This window comes from Streptomyces sp. NRRL S-337 (assembly GCF_000720175.1).
Lineage (GTDB): Bacteria > Actinomycetota > Actinomycetes > Streptomycetales > Streptomycetaceae > Streptomyces > Streptomyces siderophoricus.
In genome coordinates this window covers 83,086-104,975 of the sequence record NZ_JOIX01000009.1, presented here as the reverse complement: position 1 = coordinate 104,975, position 21,890 = coordinate 83,086, and the positions used below count along the sequence as shown (strand labels likewise).

Sequence of the window (21,890 nt, the reverse complement as noted above, 5' to 3'; positions counted from 1 at the left end):
ACCACCATGTACCAGCTCTTCTTCCGGCTCTTCTTCACGCGCATGGATCCCGAGCGGGCCCACCACCTGGCCTTCGGCTGGATCCGGCGGGCCGCACAGGTGCCCGTGCTGCGCACCTTCCTCGCCGCCGCCCTCGCCCCGCGCTACAAGGAACTGCGCGTCGAGGCGTTCGGCCGCCGGATGCACGGCCCGTTCGGCCTGGCCGCCGGCTTCGACAAGAACGCGGTCGCCATCGACGGCATGACCATGCTCGGCTTCGACCACGTCGAGATCGGCACCGTCACCGCCCAGCCGCAGCCCGGCAACCCCAAGAAGCGCCTGTTCCGGCTCGTACCGGACCGCGCGCTGATCAACCGCATGGGCTTCAACAACGACGGTTCGGCGTCCGTAGCGGCCCGCCTGGCGGCCCGCAACCCGGTCTTCCCGACCACCCTCGGCGTCAACATCGGCAAGACCAAGATCGTCCCGGAGTCCGAGGCGATCGGCGACTACGTCACCTCCACCGAGCGGCTGGCCCGGCACGCCGACTACCTGGTCGTCAACGTCTCGTCGCCCAACACCCCGGGCCTGCGCAACCTCCAGGCGGTCGACCACCTGCGGCCGCTGCTGACCGCGGTCCGCGAGGCCGCCGACCGCACGGTCACCGACCGCCGGGTCCCCCTCCTGGTCAAGATCGCCCCGGATCTGGCCGACGAGGACGTCGACGCGGTCGCCGACCTCGCCGTCGAACTCGGCCTGGACGGCATCATCGCCACCAACACCACCATCGCCCGCGAGGGCCTGGGCCTGACGTCCGACCCGGCCCTGGTCGAGGAGACCGGCGGCCTCTCCGGCGCGCCCGTCAAGCAGCGCTCCCTGGAGGTGCTGCGCCGCCTCTACGCCCGGGTCGGCGACCAGATCACCCTGGTCGGCGTCGGCGGCATCGAGACCGCCGAGGACGCCTGGCAGCGCATCCTCGCCGGCGCCACCCTCGTCCAGGGCTACAGCGCCTTCATCTACCAGGGCCCGTTCTGGTGCCGCTCGATCCACAAGGGCCTGGCCGCGCGTCTGCGCACCAGCTCGTACGCCACCCTCGCCGACGCCGTCGGCGCCGAGCACAAGAAGGTGACCGCGTGACCGGCCCGGAGCCCTTGCAGCCCTTCGGTACCCGCCTCCGCCGCGCCATGGACGAGCGCGGGCCGCTCTGCGTCGGCATCGACCCGCACTCCTCGCTGCTGGCCGACTGGGGCCTGAACGACGACGTCGCGGGCCTGGCCCGGTTCACCCGCACCGTCGTCGAGGCGCTCGGCGAGCACGTCGCCGTCTTCAAACCGCAGTCCGCGTTCTTCGAGCGGTTCGGCTCGCGCGGCCTGGCCGTGCTGGAGACCGCGGTCGTCGAGGCCCGCGAGCGCGGCGCGCTGGTGCTCATGGACGCCAAGCGCGGCGACATCGGCTCCACCATGGCGGCCTACGCCGAGACCTATCTGCGCCCGGACTCGCCGCTGTTCTCGGACGCCCTGACGGTCTCCCCGTACCTCGGCTACGGCTCGCTGAAGCCGGCCGCCGACCTGGCCCGGGAGAGCGGCGCGGGCCTGTTCGTGCTGGCGCTGACCTCCAACCCCGAGGGCGCCGAGGTCCAGCGCGCGGTCCGCGAGGACGGCCGGACCCTCGCGGCGACCATGCTCGGCCATCTCGCCGCCGAGAACGCCGGCGCCGAGCCGCTGGGCTCCTTCGGTGCGGTGGTCGGCGCCACCCTCGGCGATCTCTCCTCGTTCGATCTGGCGATCAACGGCCCGCTGCTGGCTCCCGGCATCGGTGCGCAGGGCGCCACCCCGGCCGACCTGCCGACCGTCTTCGGCGCCGCGGCCGGAAACGTCCTCCCCAGCGTCAGCCGGGGGGTGCTGAAGCACGGTCCGGACGCCGCCGGACTGCGTGCCGCGGCGGACCGATTCACCGAGGAAGTGCGCACCGCGCTCGATCAGGCACCGTAAGACGAGGAGTTTGGTCCCGAATTGTCCTGGTCAGCAGAGTCTGACCAGGACTTTTCGTCTGTTCTCGCTGACTCCGGCGCGCTCGGCCGCTAGTCTCCGTCGAGAGCAGTGCACGCAAGCGCGTTGCTCGTTGCTCCGCAGGTGCGGGGCGACTAGGTTCCACACCGGTCCGTATCCGACAGTTCGACATCCGAGGTGACGTAGGCGTGGCTCTTCCGCCCCTTACCCCTGAACAGCGCGCAGCCGCGCTCGAGAAGGCCGCCGCGGCTCGCCGGGAGCGCGCCGAGGTCAAGAATCGGCTCAAGCACTCCGGTGCTTCCCTCCACGAGGTCATCCAGCAGGGCCAGAAGAACGACGTCATCGGCAAGATGAAGGTCTCCGCCCTCCTGGAGTCCCTGCCCGGCGTGGGCAAGGTCCGTGCCAAGCAGCTCATGGAGCGGCTCGGGATCTCCGAGAGCCGCCGCGTCCGGGGCCTTGGCTCCAACCAGATCGCGGCACTGGAGCGCGAATTCGGCGGCAGCGCTTCCGGCTGAATTTTCCGGCATCGCCGGGAAGCTGGAATAATCGCTGCATGAGTTCTGCAGTCTCCCGGGGGACGACCCCCGCCGGCCCCCCGGCCAGACAACCGCGACTGACCGTGCTCTCCGGCCCCTCTGGGGTCGGCAAGAGCACGGTCGTCGCGCATATGCGCAAGGTCCATCCCGAGGTCTGGCTCTCGGTCTCGGCCACCACCCGCTCCCCGCGACCCGGAGAGCGGCACGGCGTCCAGTACTTCTTCGTCGACGACGAGGAGTTCGACAAGCTGATCGCCAACGGCGAGCTGCTCGAATGGGCCGAGTTCGCGGGCAACCGCTACGGCACCCCGCGCCAGGCGGTCCTGGACCGCCTGGCGGCCGGCGAGCCGGTCCTGCTGGAGATCGACCTGCAGGGCGCCCGCCAGGTCCGGGAGTCCATGCCCGAGGCCCAGCTGGTCTTCCTCGCCCCGCCGAGCTGGGAGGAGCTGGTCCGCCGGCTCACCGGCCGGGGCACGGAGGCGCCCGAGGTCATCGAGCGCCGCCTGGAGGTGGCCCGGGTCGAGCTGGCCGCGGAGAAGGAGTTCGACGTGACGTGCGTCAACACCTCCGTCGAGGACGTGAGCCGTGAGCTGCTAGCCTTGATGCTGCATCGATCCGGGGACTAGAGCACCAGCGGCTGACCCCGTGGAGCCGCTCCGGCTCCGGACGCACAGACTTTGCGCCGGCCCGTACGACGGCCGGGTGCATGACACCCAGGCTTCATCCCCTTTCGGAAGGTAGAGAGTGTCCTCTTCCATTACCGCTCCCGAGGGCATCATCAACCCGCCCATTGATGAGCTTCTCGAGGCCACCGACTCGAAGTACAGCCTCGTGATCTACGCCGCCAAGCGCGCGCGCCAGATCAACGCGTACTACTCCCAGCTCGGCGAGGGCCTGCTGGAGTACGTCGGCCCGCTCGTGGACACCCACGTCCACGAGAAGCCCCTGTCGATCGCGCTGCGCGAGATCAACGCGGGTCTGCTGACCTCCGAGTCCATCGAGGGCCCGGCCCAGTAGGCGGTAGCAGCAGTTCATCCAGGGCCCGGCGGCACGACCGCCGGGCCTTTGGTGTGTCATAGGGACTACAGAGGCGCTACGGACGTGGTGCGGACCGAAAGCTCGGGGAGCGGCGAAGCGATGGACAAGCGGGAGCGGGAGCGGCCCAGGGTCGTCCTGGGGGTCAGCGGCGGGATCGCCGCGTACAAGGCGTGCGAGCTGCTGCGCCGGCTGACCGAGTCCGGGCACGACGTCCGGGTGGTGCCGACCGCCTCGGCGCTGCACTTCGTCGGCGAGGCCACCTGGTCGGCGCTGTCCGGCCACCCGGCCGCCACCGAGGTCTGGGAATCCGTCCACGAGGTCCCGCACGTCCGGATCGGCCAGGCCGCGGACCTCGTCGTGGTCGCCCCGGCCACCGCCGACATGCTGGCCAAGGCCGCCCACGGCCTCGCCGACGACCTCTTGACCAACACCCTGCTGACCGCCCGCTGTCCGGTGATCTTCGCCCCGGCGATGCACACCGAGATGTGGGAGAACCCGGCCACCCAGGAGAACGTGGCCACGCTGCGCCGCCGCGGAGCGATCGTCGTGGAGCCCGCGGTCGGCCGGCTGACCGGCGTCGACACCGGCAAGGGCCGGTTCCCCGACCCGGTGGAGATCTTCGCCCTGTGCCGCCGGGTGCTGGCCCGTGGGGCCGAGGGGGCCGCCGTGACGGACCTCGCCGGACGCCATGTCGTGGTCAGTGCCGGCGGCACCCGCGAGCCCCTGGACCCCGTCCGCTACCTGGGCAACCGCTCCTCCGGGAAGCAGGGCTACGCGCTCGCGGCCACGGCGGCCGCGCGCGGTGCCCGGGTCACCCTCGTCGCCGGCAACACCGAGCTGCCCGACCCCGTGGGCGTGGACGTGGTCCCGGTCGGCACCGCCCGCCAGCTCCGGGAGGCCGTGCTGAAGGCCGCCGCGGACGCCGACGCCGTGGTCATGGCGGCCGCGGTCGCCGACTTCCGGCCCGCCGTCTACACCACCGCCAAGATCAAGAAGGTGGAGGGCCAGGAGCCGGAGCCGATCGTGCTGGTCCGTAATCCGGACATCCTCGCCGAGCTGTCCGCCGACCGTGCCCGGCCCGGCCAGGTGGTGGTGGGATTCGCCGCGGAGACCGACGACGTGCTCGTCAACGGGCGCGCCAAGCTCGCCCGCAAGGGCTGTGACCTGCTGGTCGTCAACGAGGTCGGCGAGCACAAGGCGTTCGGCTCGGCCGAGAACGAGGCGGTGATCCTTGCGGCCGACGGCACCGAGACCCCGGTCCCGTACGGCCCGAAGGAAGCCCTCGCGGACACGGTGTGGGACCTCGTCGCCCCCCGGCTGGCCGAGAATCGCCGCTGAATCCGCACACCCTCTCCTCTTTCACCCCACCGGCCCCACAAAATCGGGCGTGTTCCCTTGACCATGTCGCCCCCGCACGGTGATCGTCCTACCGTGAGGTGTGGTGTCCCAGGTCACGGGGGGTCCAGAAATCGAGACCGCGTGCCCGAACGCCGCATACGACCGATAAACTGGCGAGTGGATCGGGCCGAGCGCAGCTCTCGGCCCTTCCGCCCATGATCAGCCAGCAGCCGCTGCAACCCCAGGGAGCGATGTGTCCCGCCGCCTGTTCACCTCGGAGTCCGTCACCGAGGGCCACCCCGACAAGATCGCTGACCAGATCAGCGACACGATCCTCGACGCGCTCCTGAAGGAGGACCCCACCTCCCGGGTCGCCGTCGAGACGCTGATCACCACCGGCTTGGTCCACGTGGCCGGCGAGGTGACGACCAAGGCGTACGCCGACATCCCCAACCTCGTCCGCAACAAGATCCTCGAGATCGGTTACGACTCGTCCAAGAAGGGCTTCGACGGCGCGTCCTGCGGCGTCTCGGTCTCCATCGGCGCGCAGTCCCCGGACATCGCGCAGGGCGTCGACACCGCCTACGAGAACCGCGTCGAGGGCGACGACGACGAGCTGGACCGGCAGGGCGCGGGCGACCAGGGCCTGATGTTCGGCTACGCCTGCGACGAGACGCCGGAGCTGATGCCGCTCCCGATCTACCTCGCGCACCGCCTCTCGCGCCGGCTGTCCGAGGTCCGGAAGAACGGCACCATCCCCTACCTCCGCCCCGACGGCAAGACCCAGGTCACCATCGAGTACGACGGCCACAAGGCCGTCCGCCTCGACACCGTCGTGGTCTCCTCGCAGCACGCCAGCGACATCGACCTCGACTCGCTGCTCGCTCCCGACATCCGCGAGTTCGTCGTCGAGCACGTCCTCAACCAGCTCGTCGAGGACGGCATCAAGCTGGACACCGACGGCTACCGCCTGCTGGTCAACCCCACCGGCCGCTTCGAGATCGGCGGCCCGATGGGCGACGCCGGCCTGACCGGCCGCAAGATCATCATCGACACCTACGGCGGTATGGCCCGCCACGGTGGCGGCGCCTTCTCCGGCAAGGACCCGTCCAAGGTCGACCGCTCGGCCGCCTACGCCATGCGCTGGGTCGCCAAGAACGTGGTCGCCGCCGGCCTCGCCGCCCGCTGCGAGGTCCAGGTCGCCTACGCCATCGGCAAGGCCGAGCCGGTCGGTCTCTTCGTCGAGACCTTCGGCACCGCCACCGTCGACACGGACAAGATCGAGCAGGCCATCACCGAGGTCTTCGACCTCCGCCCGGCCGCGATCATCCGCGACCTCGACCTGCTCCGCCCGATCTACTCCCAGACCGCCGCCTACGGCCACTTCGGCCGTGAGCTGGAGGACTTCACCTGGGAGCGGACCGACCGCGTCGAGGCGCTGAAGAAGGCCGCCGGCCTGTAAGCACCGCACCGACAACGGCCCCGGCCCCGTACCGCCCCGCGGTACGGGGCCGGCGGCATTCCCGGGGCTCCGCTGTGACTTTTCGCGATGGATGACACCGAGACGAGGGGGGCCTGGGTATGTGCAGACAGGTTTTCGCCAGACACCAGATATTGCCGTACGTGCCTTGAAGGTGTCCGAGGGTTCTTCAGGCACGTACGGCGCCGGTGACCGCCAGGTGTTCGGCGTGGGGTTATGGCGAAGGCCAGCTCATCGCGTGTGCAGCCCGGTCATGGGCTGGTCTTGTCTGCTCTGTCGCCCGGGCCGGGCGGCTCGATCGTGTGCAGCCTGCGTCGCAGGTGGGCCCGTTCGGGTTCGGTGCCGGCCAGATCGAGCGCTTCCTGGTAGGCGGCCGCTGCCTCGGGCAGCCGGCCGAGCCGGTGCAGCAGGTCTCCCCGGGCGGCCGGGTAGGGGTGGTGACCGCGCAGCCGCGGCTCGCCGGCCAGTTTGTCGAGCAGTGCGAGGCCCGCCTGCGGGCCATCTCGCATCGCCACCGCCACGGCCCGGTTCAGCTCGACGACGGGGGACGGGGCGAGTGCGAGCAGTACGTCGTAGAGTGCCACGACCTGCGGCCAGTCGGTGGTGGCGAGGTCGGCGGCCTCGTCGTGGAGGGCGGCGATGGCGGCCTGCACGCCGTACGGGCCGGGCGGTCCGCCAGTGAGAGCGGAGACCGCCAGCCTGCACCCCTCCTTGATCATCGTGTGGTCCCAGCGGCTGCGGTCCTGGTCCTCCAGCAGCACGAGTTCGCCGTCCGGACCGGTCCGGGCCTCGTGTCGCGCGTGGATCAGCAGCATGAGGCCGAGCAGGCCGTGGGCCTCCCGTGCGGCGGGCATCAACCGGTGCAGGATGCGCGCCAGCCGGATGGCCTCTTCCGCGAGGTCGATCCGCTGCAACCGCGGGCCCGAGCTGGCCGCGTAGCCCTCGGTGAAGATCGAGTAGAGGACCTGGAGGACTCCCGGCAGGCGCTCCGGCAGCTCATCGGCGCCGGGCACACGGAACGGGATACGCGCCTGGCGGATCTTCTTCTTCGCCCGCACGATCCGTTGGGCCATCGTCGCGGCCGGGACGAGAAGGGCCCGCGCCACCTCGGGTGTGGTGAGCCCGGCCAGGCAGCGCAGGGTCAGCGCCGTGCGGTCCTCGGCCGCGAGCGCGGGGTGGGCGCAGGTGAAAAACAGCTGCAACCGCTCGTCGGGCAGATCGCCGTCGGCGTCCGCGGGCGGCGGGGCGGGGGAAGCCCGGTCAGCCTCCACCTGCAGGACGGCGAGGCGGGCGGCGTACGCCTGGTCCCGCCGCAGCCGGTCGACGGCCTTGCGCCGCGCCGTGGTCAGCAGCCAGGCCCCTGGCCGGGCCGGAACGCCCTCGGCCGGCCAGTGCGCCAGCGCCGCCTCGACGGCCTCGGAGGCGACGTCCTCGGCCAGGTCGAGATCGCCGAAGTGGCGGACGAGGGAGGCGAGCAGCCGCCCGCGCTCCTCCCGGAACACCGACTCCACGGACGCACAGGCGGACGCGTGGGCGGGCGACCGGCGGGCGGACGCGACGGGTATGCCGCGCCCGGTGACTCCCCCGTCCTCCATATCAGGCACTGTCAGACCCCGAACTCGGCGATCGGGCGGACGACAACCGAGCCGCTGCCGCGCGCGCCGGGGCAGCGGGCCGCCCAGTCGAGCGCGACGTCCAGGTCCGGTACGTCGATCACGTAGAAGCCGCCGAGGACCTCGCGGCTCTCGGCGAACGGCCCGTCGGTGACGGTCCGCCTGCCGTCTTGGCCGACCCGCACCGCCGTGGCGGTGACCAGATCGGCCAGCGACTCCCCGGACACCCAGATCCCCGCGTCCTTCACTTCCTTGTCGTACGTCATCCAGTCCTCGACGCCGCACTCGGCGGCTGCGCCGTTCTCATCGACCGCACCAGCGTTGATCAGCAGCATGTACTTCATGGTCCGACTCCTGTCAGGTCCTGTTGCCTCTTCGTCCGGCGGGTCGCCGTACACCATGACGACGAACGGGACGCCGTCAGATCGACACCGTCCCCGAAGTTTTTCTACGGGATGAGTGGGGTGCCCACGCCCGTGCACCCCGGTCGCGGTGAACGCGGCGGCCGGCACAACCTGCCCCCGTTCCCATGTGCCTCACTTGCCAGAACAACCGGTAGCCCACTCGCCTGCGGTTGCGGCTGGACACCCTGGACAACAAGCGCCCTCGTCACCTGCGGCCTTCGGTGCGTGCGGTGGGTGGCAATCACCTCGATCCGACGTCATCCATCTCGAAAAGTCGCATCCGCCCGCGGCCGCGCTCCGGCCCGGGGCCGTTGTCGGTGCGGTCTGCTAAGACTGGTGCTGTGAGCAGTGAGAACGGGCCGGATCCGGGGGAGCGGGGCGAGCAGCTGGCCCTCATCAGGGAGACCGTCCGGGAGACCAGGGCGGAGCGCGCCAAGCCACGGACGTGGCGGGGCGCGCAGCTCGCCGATGCCCTCCCCGTGGCCCGGGTCCTGGTAGACAAGGGCCCGGTCCATCTCGACAAGCTGTGGGACTACGCCGTGCCCGCCGCCATGGACGCCGAGGCCCGGCCCGGCGTCCGGGTCCGGGTGCGGTTCGGCGCGGGGGCCGGCCGGGTGCGCGAGGGCCGGCGCGAGGGCGGCGGGCTGCTCGACGGCTATCTGGTCGAGCGGGTCGCGGAGTCCGACTACCGCGGTCCGCTGGCCGCGCTCGCCCAGGTCGTCTCGCCCGAGCCGGTGCTCAGCCCGGAGCTGCTGGCGCTGTGCCGGGCGGTCGCCGACCGGTACGCCGGTTCGCTCGCCGACGTCCTCCAGCTGGCCGTTCCGCCGCGGCACGCCAAGCCGGAGGCGGAGCACTTCCCCGAACCACCGCCCCCGCCCGGGCCACCCGCCCCGGGCAGCTGGGCGCGCTATCCGGACGGCCCGGCGTTCCTGGACGCCCTCGCCCGCGGCGGTGCGCCGCGCGCCGTGTGGACCGCGCTCCCGGGACCGCGGTGGCCCGGGGAACTGGCCGCGGCGGTCGCGGCGACCCTGACGTCCGGCCGCGGCGCCCTGGTCGTGATGCCCGACGGACGGTCGGCGGCGCGGGTGGACGCGGCGCTGACCGAGCTGGTGGGGCCGGGGCTGCACACGCTCCTGGTGGCCGATTCCGGCCCCGAGGAGCGGTACCGCCGCTGGCTGGCCATACGCCGCGGCGCGGTCCGGGCCGTCATCGGCACCCGCGCCGCGATGTACGCCCCGGTGGCCGACCTCGGCCTCGTCGCCATCTGGGACGACGGCAACTCCAGCCACAGCGACACCAACGCCCCGCATCCGCACGCCCGGGACGTCCTCCTGCTCCGCGCGGTGCACGAGAAGGCCGCCTGCCTGGTCGGCGACCTGGGCCGCACGGTCGAGGCCACCCAGCTCGTCGAGAACGGCTGGGCCCGGCCGCTGGAGGCCACCCGCGAACAGCTGCGCGCGGCCGCCCCGTTGGTCCGCACCGTCGACGACCTGCAGGCCGCGCGCGACGAGGCGGCGCGGGTGGCCCGGCTGCCGACGCTCGCCTGGCAGACGGCCCGCGCCGGGCTGGCCCGCGGCCCGGTGCTGGTGCAGGTGCCCCGCCGGGGCTACGTCCCCCGGCTGGCCTGTGAGCGGTGCCGGGAGCCGGCCCGCTGCCGGCACTGCGCCGGCCCGCTGGAGGCGCGCAGCAACGACACCGCGCTGTGCTGCAGTTGGTGCGGCAAGGAGGCACCGGACTGGCACTGCACCGAGTGCGGCGGCACCCGGCTTCGGGCGCGGGTCTTCGGTGCGCACCGTACGGCCGAGGAGCTGGGCCGGGCCTTCCCGGAGGTGCCGGTGCGCACCTCCGGCCGGGACCACATCCTGGACTCGGTCCCGGACCGCCCCGCCCTCGTCGTGTCGACCCCCGGTGCCGAGCCGGTCGCCGAAGGCGCCGGCTATGCGGCCGCGTTGCTGCTCGACGGCTGGGCGCTGCTCGGGCGGGCGGACCTGCGGGCGGGGGAGGAGGCGCTGCGGCGCTGGCTGGGCGCCGCGGCGCTGGTGCGCGGCCAGGCGGAGGGCGGCACGGTCGCGGTCATCGCGGAGCCGACGCTGCGGCCGGTGCAGGCGCTGGTGCGCTGGGACCCGGCCGGGCACGCGGTGCGTGAGCTGGCCGAGCGGGCCGAGCTGGGCTTCCCGCCGGTGTCCCGGATGGCTTCGGTGACCGGCCGGCCCGAGGACGTCGCCGAGCTGCTGCGGGCGGCCGAACTCCCGCCGGAGGCCGAGGTGTTGGGGCCCGTTCCGCTTCCGGTGCCGGACCCCGGGCGGCCGCGCAGGCCGGGTGATCCGCAGCCCGGTGAGCAGTGGGAGCGGGCGCTGGTCCGGGTCCGGCCGGGCCGGGGCGCGGCGCTCGCCGCGGCGCTCAAGGCGGCGCGGGCGGCCAGGCTGGTCAAGCGGGAGGGGGCGGCGGTGCGGGTCCGGATCGATCCGCTCGACCTGGGCTGATCGCGGGGCGCGGCGGCGCAGGTGGGGGCCCGTGGCCGCGCTGCGGGGTGCCGGGGCCCGCGGTACGGAGGCGGGCATGACGCCGCCCCGGGACCGAGGTCGGCGGGCGGTCCCGGGGCGCTGGCGAGGGTGCCGGGTGACCGGCGTGGGGGAGGGATTCAGCCGTTGCGCGGGCCGGGGAAGGCGCCCGGCCGGCTCGGCTCTTCGCGGGCGACCGCGGCGGACTGGCCGGGCATGGAGCGGGCGGCGGGCACCGACGGTGCGCCGGACAGCCCGGTGGTCACGCTCACCGCGCGGGTCGCGGCGGACTCCGGCGTACGCACCGCGGGCTCGGCCGCGCCGTCCGCGGCGGGCTGGGCGGCGGCCCGGCGGGCGCCGTAACGGCGGTGCACCGCCTGCTTGGTGACGCCGAGCGCCGAGCCCACCGCGTCCCACGAGAAACCCAGCGAACGGTCGAAGTCGACCGCGGCCGTGACGAGCGTCTCGACGCTGTCCCGCAGCTCCTGGGCAAGGCGCACGGTCGGCGCGGGCGCGCGTCCGTAGACGACGAAGCCCGCGGACGGACCCGTGCGCCGTGGCCGGTAGACGTTGCCCAGCTGAGCGGTCAGCGTGCGCAGTGCGTCCACCTGCCGGCGGACCCGCTCGATGTCCCGCACCAGGAGATGCAGGCTGGCGCGCGCCTGGGCGTCGTGGGTTGCGTGGTCGGCCATGAGCAAGCCTCTCGAACCGGCGTGGAATGAGGAAAGGGAAAACGATCGGGCCGCCTCGGCGGCCCGGTTCGGGTCAATGCTGTTTGACCAACGCGACAGGAGTGGCTCTGGTCACGGTATGGGGGCGTACGAGCTTCCGTGCGAGGCGCGGGAAATGTCGTACGCCCCCGGAAACGGCGCTCCCGGCGCGGAGCAAGGCCCCTAGACTGGTGCGTCGTTCCGCTGCGTGTGAGAGGTAGTCCGCCACCCATGAGGCTTGTCTTCGCCGGGACCCCCGAGGTCGCCGTCCCCTCCCTCGATGCCCTGATCGCCTCCGACCGGCACGAGGTCGTGGCCGTCGTGACCAGGCCCGACGCGCCCGCGGGGCGCGGCCGGAGGCTGGTCGCCAGCCCGGTGGCGGAGCGTGCGGAGGAGGCCGGCATCGAGGTGCTCAAGCCCGCCCGGCCGCGGGACGCGGACTTCCTGGACCGGCTGCGGGAGATCGCCCCGGACTGCTGCCCGGTGGTCGCCTACGGCGCCCTGCTGCCCAAGGTGGCGCTCGACATTCCCGCCAAGGGGTGGGTGAATCTGCACTTCTCGCTGCTGCCGGCCTGGCGCGGCGCGGCGCCGGTGCAGCACGCGGTGCTGGCCGGCGACGAGGTCACCGGCGCCTCCACCTTCCAGATCGAGGAGGGGCTCGACTCCGGCCCGGTCTACGGGGTGTTGACCGAGGAGGTCCGGCCGACCGACACCAGCGGCGATCTGCTCACCCGGCTCGCGTTCGCCGGCTCCGGCCTGCTCGTCGCGACCATGGACGGCATCGAGGACGGCACCCTGACGCCGGTGCCGCAGCCCGCCGAGGGCGTCTCCCTCGCGCCGAAGATCGAGGTCGAGGACGCCAAGGTGGACTGGGCGGCGCCGGCCCTGCGGGTCGACCGGGTGATCCGCGGCTGTGCGCCCGCGCCCGGCGCCTGGACGGTCTTCCGCGGCGAGCGCCTGAAGCTGATGTCCGCCACCTCCGCCGCGGGTCATGCCGAACTCTCCCTGGCACCCGGCGAACTCGCCGTCACCAAGAAGGCGGTGTACGTCGGCACCGGCAGCCACCCGGTCGAACTGATCTGGGTCCAGCCGCAGGGCAAGAAGCCGATGCAGGCCGCGGACTGGGCGCGCGGCGTACGCATCGAGGCGGGCGAACGACTCGGCGGCTGACGTCACCGGGGCCCCCGCGGCCCCGCGGATCCCAGTGGGTGGAATTCCCCGGCCGGTCGTGCGGGGCGGTTTGTATCCTCGGCGGCGCCACCTGAACGACGCGCCGCCCCCGCGGCGCGGCCCCTGGGAAAGGAAGCACCATGACCACCGAGCTGAGCCCCGACGCGCCGGCCGGTCTCGTCGAGCGGGCCCGCCAGGACTACCAGGAACTCGCCGGACGGGGGCTCTCGCTCAACCTCACCCGCGGCAAGCCGGCACCGGAACAGCTCGACCTCTCCACCGACCTGCTGAGCCTGCCCGGCGGACGGTACACCTCCGCCGACGGCACGGACGTCCGCAACTACGGCGGGCTGCAGGGCCTGCCCGAGCTCCGGGAGATCTTCGCCGGGCTGCTCCAGGTCCCGGCCGGGCAGCTGCTCGCGGCCGGCAACTCCAGCCTGGAGCTGATGCACGACTGCCTGGTGCACGCCCTGCTGGGCGTGCTGCCGGGCGCCGCGTCGCGCTGGTCGGACCAGGAGCGGATCGCCTTCCTGTGCCCGGTGCCCGGATACGACCGGCACTTCGCGCTCTGTGAGCGCTTCGGGATCGAGATGATCCCGGTGCCGATGACCGACGAGGGCCCGGACATGGACACCGTGGAGCGGCTGGCCGCCGAGGACCCCGCGGTCAAGGGCATATGGTGCGTACCGAAGTACAGCAACCCGACCGGCGTCAGCTACAGCGACGCGACCGTGGCACGGCTCGCCGCCATGCCCACCGCCGCACCCGACTTCCGGATCTTCTGGGACAACGCGTACGCCGTCCACCACCTCACCGACGAACCGGTCGAGATCGCCGACCTGCTCGCCGCCTGCGCCGACGCCGGCAACCCGGACCGGGCGTTCGTCTTCGGCTCCACCTCGAAGATCACCGCGGCCGGCGCCGGTGTCGCCTTCTTCGGCTCCTCGCCCGCGAACGTGACGTGGCTGCTCGGCCACAACGCCAAGCGGTCGATCGGCCCCGACAAGGTCAACCAGCTGCGGCATGTGATGTTCCTGCGCGACGCCGACGGGGTGCGCGCCCACATGGAGCGCCAGCGCGCCCTGCTCCGGCCCAAGTTCGAGGCGGTGGGCCGGATCCTTGCGAAGGAGCTCGGCGGGACCGGGCTGGCGACCTGGACCACGCCCAAGGGCGGGTACTTCGTGACCCTGGAGGTGCCGGACGGCTGCGCCAAGGAGGTCGTCCGCCGGGCCGCCGAGGCGGGCATCGTCCTCACCCCGGCCGGCGCCACCCACCCGTACGGCGACGACCCGCGCGACGCGGTCATCCGGATCGCGCCCAGCTACCCCGGCCTCGCGGAGCTGGAGCAGGCGATCGAGGGCCTGGCCGTCTGCGTCCGGCTCGTCGGCCACGAGCGGCAGGCCGCGTAGGAAGGCGTCCCGCGCAGCGAAGGCGTACCGCCGCGGTCCCGGGCCCGCGCAGGCAGGCGTACTGCGGCGGCCCGGGCCGCGTAGGCTGGGACGGATCCCTCATCCGGGGACCCCCAGACCGCATGTCGTACATCCGGAGCACCTTTTCTGTGAGCCAGCCCCAGCCCCGCCACCGTCCCGGCAAGCCGCATCGCCGTCCGAAGAAGGACCCGGTCAGGATCCTCGCCTTCGAGGCGCTGCGGGCCGTCGACGAACGGGACGCCTACGCGAACCTCGTCCTGCCGCCGCTGCTGCGCAAGGCGCGTGAGGGCGGGGAGTTCGACGCCCGGGACGCGGCGCTGGCGACCGAGCTGGTCTACGGCTCGCTGCGCCGGCAGGGGACGTACGACGCGATCATCGCCCAGTGCGTGGACCGGCCGTTGCGCGAGGTCGACCCGCCGGTCCTGGACGTGCTCACGCTCGGCGCCCACCAGCTGCTCGGCACCCGCATCCCCACCCACGCCGCGGTCAGCGCGAGCGTCGAGCTGGCGCGGGTGGTGCTGGGTGACGGGCGCGCCAAGTTCGTCAACGCCGTGCTGCGCAAGGTCGCGGCCAACGACCTGGACGGCTGGCTGGCGCGGATCGCCCCGGACTACGACGAGGACCCCGAGGACCACCTCGGCCTGGTGCACGCGCATCCGCGCTGGATCGTCTCGGCGCTGTGGGACGCCCTCGGCGGCGGCCGGGCCGGCATCGAGGACCTGCTGGAGGCGGACAACGAGCGCCCCGAGGTGACGCTGGTGGCCCGGCCCGGCCGGGCCACCGCCGAGGAGCTGCTGGCCGCGGCCGGCGAGCGGGGCGCGCTGCCGGGCCGCTGGTCGCCGTACGCGGTCCGGCTCGCCGAGGGCGGTGAGCCCGGCGCGCTGGACGCGGTGCGCGAGGGCCGCGCCGGCGTGCAGGACGAAGGCAGCCAGCTGGTCGCCCTGGCACTGGCGAACGCGCCCGTCGAGGGCCCCGACCGGGCCTGGCTGGACGGCTGCGCCGGCCCCGGAGGCAAGGCCGCGCTGCTGGCCGCGCTGGCCGCCGAGCGCGGTGCCGCCCTGCTCGCGTCGGAGAAGCAGCCGCACCGCGCCCGCCTGGTCGCCCGGGCCCTGGACGGCAACCCCGGCCCGTACGCGGTGATCACCGCCGACGGCACCCGCCCGGCCTGGCGCCCCGGCAGCTTCGACCGGGTCCTGATGGACGTCCCGTGCACCGGCCTGGGCGCGCTCCGCCGCCGCCCGGAGGCCCGCTGGCGCCGCCGCCCCGAGGACCTCGACGGCTTCGCCCCGCTCCAGCGCGAGCTGCTGCGCCAGGCGCTCGCCGCGGTGCGGGTGGGCGGTGTGGTCGGCTATGCGACCTGCTCGCCGCACCCGGCCGAGACCCGGGCCGTGGTGGAGGACGTCATCAAGGGCCGCGGCGGCCCGGCGGTGGCGGTCGAATGGGTCGACGCCCGCCCGCTGATGCCCGGCGTCCCCGCCCTCGGCGACGGCCCGGACGTCCAGCTCTGGCCCCATCTGCACGGCACCGACGCGATGTATCTGGCACTGCTGCGCCGCACCGGCTGACGGCGGACGGGCCGCGGCCGACCGGCCCCGGCCCGTCCCGCCTCCGTCCGCTCCGGAGCGGGGCGCCATACTGGGGGCATGGCCTTGATCAACCCCAGCATCCTGTCCGCAGACTTCGCCCGGCTCGCCGAGGAGGCGAAGGCCGTCGAGGGCGCCGACTGGCTGCACGTCGACGTGATGGACAACCACTTCGTGCCGAACCTCACGCTCGGTGTCCCGGTCGTCGAGTCGCTGAGCCAAGCGACGGACACCCCGCTCGATCTGCACCTGATGATCGAGGACCCGGACCGCTGGGCGCCGCAGTACATCGAGGCCGGGGCCGGGTCGGTGACCTTCCACGTCGAGGCGGCCGCCGCGCCGGTGCGGCTGGCGCGGGAGATCCGGGCCAAGGGTGCACGGGCGTCGATGGCGCTCAAGCCGGCCACCCCCATCGAGCCGTACGAGGACCTGCTCCCCGAGCTCGACATGCTGCTGATCATGACCGTGGAGCCCGGCTTCGGCGGCCAGGCGTTCCTGGACATCATGCTGCCCAAGATCCGCCGCACCCGTGAGCTGATCTCCCGGCACGGCCTCGAACTGTGGCTCCAGGTGGACGGCGGTGTCTCCGACGCCACCATCGAACGGTGCGCGGAGGCCGGGGCCGACGTCTTCGTGGCCGGTTCCGCGGTCTACGGCGCGGACGACCCCGCCAAGGCGGTGCGGGATCTGCGTGAGAAGGCCGAGGCGGCGACCGCGGGGGCCGGCTGGGCCTGCGCACACTGAATTCCGGCCAACGGGGGCGGGCGGCACGTCCGTTGCCGGCCACGGGAAGGGTCCCGTGGCGTGACCGAGCCGCCAATTGTCCGTGGCGCCACCAAGCGTTCACAACGGTCGCGGCGGTCAAGGTCCCCGTTGCCGCCGGGTTTCTGAAAGGATGAGCAAAGACTCGATCAGATGCGCAAAAGGGGAGAATTTCGTGGTAGCCAGCCGCCCACAGTCCGGAATGGGCCCTGCCGAGCTGGTGCAGGCCGCGGCCATGGCCCGCCGTTTCTATCTCGAGGGCAAGTCGAAGATCCAGATCGCGGAGGAGTTCGGCGTCAGCCGGTTCAAGGTCGCCCGGGTGCTGGAGACCGCCCTGGAGCGTGATCTCGTACGGATCGAGATCCGGGTCCCCTCCGAGCTGGACGCCGAGCGCTCCGACGCGCTGCGGGCCCGCTACGGCCTGCGGCACGCCGTGGTCGTCGAGTCCCCCGCGGACGCTCCCCCCGCCTTCGGCGGCCAGACCCCGCCCGACGACGCCGCCGACCCCGAGAACCTCGGTGAGGTCGCCGCCGACCTGCTCGGCGAGCTGGTCAACGAAGGCGATGTGCTCGGGCTCGCCTGGGGCCGTTCGACCATCCACATGGCGGCCGCGCTGCACCGGCTGCCGCCGTGCACGGTCGTCCAGCTGACCGGCGTCTACGACGCGGGCACCGCCGACCGCGGCTCGGTCGAGGCGGTGCGCCGCGCGGCCGACGTCGCCGGGGGCGAGGCGCACCCGATCTACGCGCCGATGCTCCTGCCCGACTCGGCGACCGCCGAGGCGCTGCGCCGGCAGACCGGCATCGCCCGCGCCTTCGACTACTTCGACAAGGTCACCGTCGCCTGCGTCTCCATCGGCTCCTGGGAGCCGGGCGTCTCCACGGTCTACGACATGCTGTCCGAGGAGGAGCGCGAGCACTACGCCTCGCTGGGCGCGGCCGCCGAGATGTCCGCGCACCTCTTCGACGCCGAGGGCCGGCGGATCGGCCGGGACCTGGGCGAGCGGTGCATCACCGTCGAGGCGGACCGGCTGCGCCGCATCCCGGAGGTCGTGGCCATCGCGGGCGGCCGGCGCAAGGCCGCGGCGATCGGCGCGGTGCTGCGCTCCGGGCTCGTGACGAGCCTGGTCACGGACACCGCGGCGGCCGACCACCTGCTGCTGGAGACCGGCCCCGGGCCGCGCCCCGCGCTGGACCGGGCGGATCCCGACGGGACGTGAGCCCCGCCGCCGGCCGGCCGTACCGCCCGGCGGTCATCGGCGGGCGGCCAGGGCGGGCCTGTGACAGCATCGGGCCCATGGTGATCCGCCCCGTTCCGCGCCGTGCCGCCGCCGTCCGCGGCGCGCTGCCCGCCGGGCTGCCGCCGGTGCTCATCGGATGGACCACCGGCCGGGCCGGCAAGGGGAGTTCGGCCGCCGCGCCACACTCCACCGCCGCCGGCGGGCCGGTCCCGTATCCGCGGGCCTTTCCCCGGACCTTCGAGGCGGTGCTGCGATGACGGAGCCGGAGGCCGTGCCGCGGCCGCTCGCGGCGGTGCTCGACGGGCGGACGCCGCCCGGGGTGCTGCCCTGGCCCGCCGACCGGCCGGTGGCCGAGGCGCTGGCCGCCGCGCGGGAGGCCGGCTGGACCGGTGCCGCGCTGGACCTGGCGGGCGTCGCGGACAAGGCGGCCTTCATGGACCGGTGCGCGGCCGCGCTGCGGCTGCCCGACTGGTTCGGCCGCAACTGGGACGCGCTCGCCGACTGCCTGACCGACCTGTCCTGGTGCCCGGCCGACCGCGGCCGGCTGCTGGCCCTCACGGGCTGGCACGGCTACGCGGCCGCCGTGCCCGAGGACTGGGCGGTGGTGGAGTCCGTTCTCGCGGACGCGGTGGGCTACTGGCGCGACACCGGCACCGGGCTGGCGGTGATCCTGGCCAGGGGCCGGGGCCGCCGCGAAGCGCCCTGAGGCCGGCCGGGCGGCCCCTCCGCGGGCCCCTTGGCGGATCGCACACATGGCCCGGCGGGGGCTAGGACATTCGTATGAGCCCTGGTCAGGGCCCGTATCCTGGGCTATATGCGATTCCTGAATCCGAAGAACGGCGCGCTCGAAGAGAGTTCTTCGGTGCCCTACGACCTGACCTACGACGATGTGTTCATGGTGCCCGGCCGCTCCGCCGTGGGCTCCCGCCAGGGCGTCGACCTGGCCACGCCCGACGGGACGGGAACCACGATCCCCCTCGTGGTCGCCAACATGACGGCGATCGCCGGCCGCCGCATGGCCGAGACAGTCGCCCGCCGTGGTGGCCTGGTCGTCATCCCGCAGGACATTCCGATCGACGTCGTCACCGACGTCGTGACCTGGGTCAAGCGCCGTCATCTGGTACTGGACACGCCGATCGTGCTGTCCCCGGTGGCGACCGTCGCGGACGCCCTGGCGCTGCTGCCCAAGCGGGCGCACGGCGCGGGCGTCGTCGTCGAGGGCGGCCGCCCGGTCGGCATCGTCACCGAGCACGACCTGGCCGGGGTGGACCGCTTCACCCAGGTCGCCGAGGTCATGACCAAGGACCTGCTGGTCTTCGACGCGGACATCGACCCGCGGGAGGCCTTCAACCGCCTCGACGCCGCCAACCGCAAGCTCGCGCCCGCGGTGGACGCCGACGGCATGCTGGTCGGCGTGCTGACCCGCAAGGGCGCGCTGCGAGCCACGCTGTACACCCCCGCCACCGACGCCGACGGCAAGCTGCGGATCGCGGCCGCGGTCGGTATCAACGGCGACGTGGCCGGCAAGGCCAAGGCGCTGCTGGAGGCCGGTGTGGACACGCTCGTCGTGGACACCGCGCACGGCCACCAGGAGAGCATGATCAGCGCAATCAAGGCCGTCCGGGCGCTGGACCCGCAGGTCCCGATCGTGGCGGGCAACATCGTCGCCGCCGAGGGCGTGCGCGATCTGATCGAAGCCGGCGCGGACATCATCAAGGTCGGGGTCGGCCCCGGCGCGATGTGCACCACCCGGATGATGACCGGTGTCGGCCGGCCGCAGTTCTCCGCGGTGCTGGAGTGCGCCGCCGAGGCGAAGAAGTACGGCAAGCACGTCTGGGCCGACGGCGGCGTGCGGCACCCCCGCGACGTCGCCATGGCGCTGGCCGCCGGCGCGTCCAACGTCATGATCGGCTCCTGGTTCGCCGGCACGCTGGAGTCGCCCGGCGACCTCCAGCACACCGCCGACGGCCGTCCGTACAAGGAGAGCTTCGGCATGGCCTCGGCCCGTGCGGTGCAGCGCCGGACGAGCGAGGAGTCGTCCTACGACCGGGCCCGCAAGGCGCTCTTCGAGGAGGGCATCTCGCACTCCCGGATGTTCATCGACCAGGCCCGGCCGGGCGTCGAGGACCTGATCGACTCGATCATCGCGGGCGTCCGCAGCTCCTGCACGTACGCGGGCGCGGCCACGCTGGAGGAGTTCGCCGAGAAGGCCGTGGTCGGCGTGCAGAGCGCCGCCGGCTACGCAGAGGGCAAGCCGCTGCACGACAGCTGGAGCTGACCCATAACGGCCGCCCACGGCCCTGGGAAGCGCCTGACCGGCCCCGCACCGACCCGGTGCGGGGCCGGTTTGCGTTTCCGGGGTCTTACGGGGTTTCCTGGCGCAACGGCGCAACGATCCACCGTACGGGTCGCCGGTGCGCAACGATCAGCCGTGGTTGCGCAAGGAACCTGCATTACGGCAGCTCAGCGGCGCCCCGTAAGGTCTGCGTCAGTACGTGGAGTGGCGGAGACCGCCTGCTCGGCGGTCTCCCGCACGGGGTGCTTTCGCATGCCCGTTTCCTGACCGCCGTCGGTCGCCGTCACCTGACAGGCAGCGATGAAGGAGCCTCCCCAGTGTTGGAGCACGGCGCAGCCCCGCCCGCAGGGGCCAGCGACACCCGGCCGCCCTCTCCCGGCGGCCCCGGCGGCCTCGGCACCCGGCTGATGCGGCGCAAGCCGGTCGAGCGGCTGGTCGCCGAGGGCGGGCAGGGGCAGGGCGGTGAGCTCCGCCGCTCGATGGGCGTCTGGCAGCTGACGATGATCAGCATCGGTGCCACCCTCGGCACCGGCATCTTCGTGGTGCTCGGCAACGCGGTCCCGGCCGCCGGCCCCGCGGTCGTGATCTCGTTCGTGATCGCCGGCATCACCGCGCTGTTCTCGGCGCTGTCGTACGCGGAGCTGGCCGGCACCATCCCGGTCTCCGGCTCCTCGTACTCCTACGCCTACGCCACCCTCGGTGAGCTGGTCGCCTGGGTCTGCGGCTGGTGCCTGATCCTGGAGTACGGCGTCTCGGTCGCGGCCGTCGCGGTGGGCTGGGGGCAGTACCTCAACGAGCTGCTCGCCGGCACGTTCGGCTTCACCCTCCCCGACGCGCTGTCCCAGCCGCCCGGCGACGGCGGCTACTTCAACCTGCCGGCGCTGCTGGTGGTGCTGCTGGCCATGGCGTTCCTGCTGGGCGGGGCCAAGGAGAGCGCCCGGGCCAACACCATCATGGTGCTGGTCAAGATCGTCGCGCTGCTGCTGTTCTGCGGCGTCGCCTTCCAGGGCATCAAGTCCGGCAACTACGCCGACTTCATGCCGATGGGCATGACCGGTGTGAGCGCCGCGGGCGCCACCCTGTTCTTCTCGTACATCGGCTTCGACGCCGCCTCCACGGCCGGCGAGGAGGCCAAGAACCCGCAGCGCGACCTGCCCCGCGCGATCATGCTGTCGCTGGTGATCGTCACCGCGCTGTACTGCCTGGTCGCGGCGATCGCCGTGGGCGCCATGCCCTGGCAGAAGTTCAAGGGCTCCGAGGCCGCGCTGGCCGGGATCATGAAGGCGGTCACCGGGCAGAGCTGGTGGGCCGTGCTGCTCGCGTTCGGCGCGGTCATCGCCATCGCCAGCGTCGTGCTGACCGTGCTCTACGGCCAGACCCGCATCCTCTTCGCGATGGCCCGCGACGGTCTGGTGCCGAAGTCGTTCGCCAAGGTGCACGCCAAGAGCGGGGTGCCGCGGGTCAACACCGTGATCGTCTCGCTGTTCTGCGGCGTCCTGGCCGCCGCGGTGCCGCTGGGCCAGCTGGCCGACGCCACCAGCATCGGCACGCTGTTCGCCTTCGCGCTGGTCAACGTGGCGGTGATCGTGCTGCGCCGGACCCGCCCGGAAATGAAGCGCACCTTCCGTACGCCGCTGTCCCCGCTGTTCCCGGCGATCGGCTTCCTCCTGTGCCTCTGGATGATGTACAGCCTGGAGGCGGTGACCTGGGTGGTCTTCGGTGTCTGGATGGTCGTGGGCCTTGTGGTCTACTTCGGTTACGGCTTGCGCCGCTCCCGATTGGCCACGTCAGAGAAGTGATC

Annotated in this window: 20 protein-coding genes; 17 read left to right on the top strand and 3 right to left on the bottom strand. The window is 73.1% G+C overall.

The window, feature by feature from the left end; all coding sequences use genetic code 11:
* Positions 1–6: 6 nt before the first annotated feature.
* The 7 genes from IG62_RS0109815 to metK all read left to right on the top strand — a co-directional run bounded on the left by IG62_RS0109815 (position 7) and on the right by metK (position 6,362).
* On the top strand, positions 7–1,116 hold the full coding sequence (locus tag IG62_RS0109815) for a quinone-dependent dihydroorotate dehydrogenase (RefSeq protein WP_030799915.1): 1,110 nt from the start codon (positions 7–9) through the stop codon (positions 1,114–1,116).
* Positions 1,113–1,970 (top strand): orotidine-5'-phosphate decarboxylase, encoded by an 858-nt coding sequence (gene pyrF / locus IG62_RS0109810; protein WP_037838065.1) that lies wholly within the window; start codon positions 1,113–1,115, stop codon positions 1,968–1,970. Before IG62_RS0109815 ends, pyrF begins: the two co-directional genes overlap by 4 nt.
* Before the next feature lie 206 nt (positions 1,971–2,176).
* The gene (mihF, locus tag IG62_RS0109805; RefSeq protein WP_030412015.1) at positions 2,177–2,503 is read left to right on the top strand and encodes an integration host factor, actinobacterial type; all 327 of its coding nucleotides are present in this window, start codon (positions 2,177–2,179) and stop codon (positions 2,501–2,503) included.
* Between the two features lie 38 nt (positions 2,504–2,541).
* Positions 2,542–3,150, top strand: coding sequence for a guanylate kinase (gmk, locus tag IG62_RS0109800; RefSeq protein WP_051797820.1), 609 nt, complete (start codon positions 2,542–2,544; stop codon positions 3,148–3,150).
* Positions 3,151–3,268: 118 nt separating this feature from the next.
* Positions 3,269–3,541 carry a DNA-directed RNA polymerase subunit omega gene (gene rpoZ, locus IG62_RS0109795; RefSeq protein WP_030412017.1) on the top strand — a complete coding sequence of 91 codons (273 nt, stop codon included), beginning with the start codon at positions 3,269–3,271 and terminating at the stop codon, positions 3,539–3,541.
* Between the two features lie 120 nt (positions 3,542–3,661).
* A complete protein-coding gene (gene coaBC, locus IG62_RS0109790; protein ID WP_030799907.1) occupies positions 3,662–4,900 on the top strand; it encodes a bifunctional phosphopantothenoylcysteine decarboxylase/phosphopantothenate--cysteine ligase CoaBC in 1,239 nt (412 codons plus the stop codon).
* Between the two features lie 253 nt (positions 4,901–5,153).
* On the top strand, positions 5,154–6,362 hold the full coding sequence (gene metK / locus IG62_RS0109785) for a methionine adenosyltransferase (RefSeq protein WP_030799904.1): 1,209 nt from the start codon (positions 5,154–5,156) through the stop codon (positions 6,360–6,362).
* 269 nt (positions 6,363–6,631) lie between these two features.
* Here the strand turns inward: metK and IG62_RS0109780 are convergent, their stop codons facing one another.
* Both IG62_RS0109780 and IG62_RS0109775 read right to left on the bottom strand, forming a co-directional pair.
* Positions 6,632–7,975 (bottom strand): RNA polymerase sigma factor, encoded by a 1,344-nt coding sequence (locus IG62_RS0109780; RefSeq protein WP_078871903.1) that lies wholly within the window; start codon positions 7,973–7,975, stop codon positions 6,632–6,634.
* A gap of 11 nt (positions 7,976–7,986) precedes the next feature.
* Positions 7,987–8,337, bottom strand: coding sequence for a YciI family protein (locus tag IG62_RS0109775; protein ID WP_030799900.1), 351 nt, complete (start codon positions 8,335–8,337; stop codon positions 7,987–7,989).
* A gap of 401 nt (positions 8,338–8,738) precedes the next feature.
* Between IG62_RS0109775 and IG62_RS0109770 the strand changes: the two genes are divergently transcribed.
* Positions 8,739–10,880: a primosomal protein N' gene (locus IG62_RS0109770; protein ID WP_030799898.1), complete on the top strand. Its 2,142-nt coding sequence runs from the start codon at positions 8,739–8,741 to the stop codon at positions 10,878–10,880.
* 158 nt (positions 10,881–11,038) lie between these two features.
* Here IG62_RS0109770 and IG62_RS0109765 read toward each other — a convergent pair whose 3' ends face one another.
* Complete coding sequence (locus tag IG62_RS0109765; RefSeq protein ID WP_030799896.1) at positions 11,039–11,590, bottom strand: hypothetical protein; 552 nt, start codon at positions 11,588–11,590, stop codon at positions 11,039–11,041.
* Positions 11,591–11,839: 249 nt separating this feature from the next.
* On the opposite strand from IG62_RS0109765, the gene fmt reads away from it, so the two are divergent.
* The 9 genes from fmt (at position 11,840) to IG62_RS0109720 (ending at position 21,888) form a co-directional block, all read left to right on the top strand.
* Positions 11,840–12,778, top strand: coding sequence for a methionyl-tRNA formyltransferase (fmt, locus tag IG62_RS0109760; RefSeq protein WP_030799894.1), 939 nt, complete (start codon positions 11,840–11,842; stop codon positions 12,776–12,778).
* Positions 12,779–12,918: 140 nt separating this feature from the next.
* Entirely contained in the window at positions 12,919–14,187 is a 1,269-nt protein-coding gene (locus tag IG62_RS0109755) for an aminotransferase class I/II-fold pyridoxal phosphate-dependent enzyme (protein WP_030799892.1), read from the top strand.
* A 149-nt stretch (positions 14,188–14,336) separates the two neighbouring features.
* Positions 14,337–15,773 carry an RsmB/NOP family class I SAM-dependent RNA methyltransferase gene (locus tag IG62_RS0109750; protein ID WP_030799889.1) on the top strand — a complete coding sequence of 479 codons (1,437 nt, stop codon included), beginning with the start codon at positions 14,337–14,339 and terminating at the stop codon, positions 15,771–15,773.
* Between the two features lie 78 nt (positions 15,774–15,851).
* Positions 15,852–16,535, top strand: coding sequence for a ribulose-phosphate 3-epimerase (gene rpe / locus IG62_RS0109745; RefSeq protein ID WP_030799887.1), 684 nt, complete (start codon positions 15,852–15,854; stop codon positions 16,533–16,535).
* 220 nt (positions 16,536–16,755) lie between these two features.
* Positions 16,756–17,772 carry a sugar-binding transcriptional regulator gene (locus IG62_RS0109740; protein ID WP_030799885.1) on the top strand — a complete coding sequence of 339 codons (1,017 nt, stop codon included), beginning with the start codon at positions 16,756–16,758 and terminating at the stop codon, positions 17,770–17,772.
* A 77-nt stretch (positions 17,773–17,849) separates the two neighbouring features.
* Positions 17,850–18,050 (top strand): hypothetical protein, encoded by a 201-nt coding sequence (locus IG62_RS0109735; RefSeq protein WP_158795011.1) that lies wholly within the window; start codon positions 17,850–17,852, stop codon positions 18,048–18,050.
* Complete coding sequence (locus IG62_RS0109730; RefSeq protein ID WP_037838063.1) at positions 18,047–18,499, top strand: barstar family protein; 453 nt, start codon at positions 18,047–18,049, stop codon at positions 18,497–18,499. Before IG62_RS0109735 ends, IG62_RS0109730 begins: the two co-directional genes overlap by 4 nt.
* Positions 18,500–18,607: 108 nt before the next feature.
* Complete coding sequence (locus IG62_RS0109725) at positions 18,608–20,071, top strand: GuaB1 family IMP dehydrogenase-related protein (RefSeq protein WP_030412029.1); 1,464 nt, start codon at positions 18,608–18,610, stop codon at positions 20,069–20,071.
* A gap of 335 nt (positions 20,072–20,406) precedes the next feature.
* On the top strand, positions 20,407–21,888 hold the full coding sequence (locus IG62_RS0109720; protein ID WP_030799878.1) for an amino acid permease: 1,482 nt from the start codon (positions 20,407–20,409) through the stop codon (positions 21,886–21,888).
* The last annotated feature ends 2 nt before the right edge of the window (positions 21,889–21,890 follow it).

What these genes read in the sequence shown, in the direction of transcription:
- IG62_RS0109815 (WP_030799915.1), top strand. Translation starts at nt 7, where the DNA reads ATGTACCAGCTCTTCTTCCGGCTCTTCTTCACGCGCATGGATCCCGAG.
- gmk (WP_051797820.1), top strand. Translation starts at nt 2,542, where the DNA reads ATGAGTTCTGCAGTCTCCCGGGGGACGACCCCCGCCGGCCCCCCGGCC.
- coaBC (WP_030799907.1), top strand. Translation starts at nt 3,662, where the DNA reads ATGGACAAGCGGGAGCGGGAGCGGCCCAGGGTCGTCCTGGGGGTCAGC.
- IG62_RS0109780 (WP_078871903.1), bottom strand. Translation starts at nt 7,975, where the DNA reads ATGGAGGACGGGGGAGTCACCGGGCGCGGCATACCCGTCGCGTCCGCC.
- IG62_RS0109775 (WP_030799900.1), bottom strand. Translation starts at nt 8,337, where the DNA reads ATGAAGTACATGCTGCTGATCAACGCTGGTGCGGTCGATGAGAACGGC.
- IG62_RS0109765 (WP_030799896.1), bottom strand. Translation starts at nt 11,590, where the DNA reads ATGGCCGACCACGCAACCCACGACGCCCAGGCGCGCGCCAGCCTGCAT.
- fmt (WP_030799894.1), top strand. Translation starts at nt 11,840, where the DNA reads ATGAGGCTTGTCTTCGCCGGGACCCCCGAGGTCGCCGTCCCCTCCCTC.
- IG62_RS0109755 (WP_030799892.1), top strand. Translation starts at nt 12,919, where the DNA reads ATGACCACCGAGCTGAGCCCCGACGCGCCGGCCGGTCTCGTCGAGCGG.
- rpe (WP_030799887.1), top strand. Translation starts at nt 15,852, where the DNA reads ATGGCCTTGATCAACCCCAGCATCCTGTCCGCAGACTTCGCCCGGCTC.
- IG62_RS0109740 (WP_030799885.1), top strand. Translation starts at nt 16,756, where the DNA reads ATGGGCCCTGCCGAGCTGGTGCAGGCCGCGGCCATGGCCCGCCGTTTC.
- IG62_RS0109735 (WP_158795011.1), top strand. Translation starts at nt 17,850, where the DNA reads ATGGTGATCCGCCCCGTTCCGCGCCGTGCCGCCGCCGTCCGCGGCGCG.
- IG62_RS0109730 (WP_037838063.1), top strand. Translation starts at nt 18,047, where the DNA reads ATGACGGAGCCGGAGGCCGTGCCGCGGCCGCTCGCGGCGGTGCTCGAC.
- IG62_RS0109725 (WP_030412029.1), top strand. Translation starts at nt 18,608, where the DNA reads ATGCGATTCCTGAATCCGAAGAACGGCGCGCTCGAAGAGAGTTCTTCG.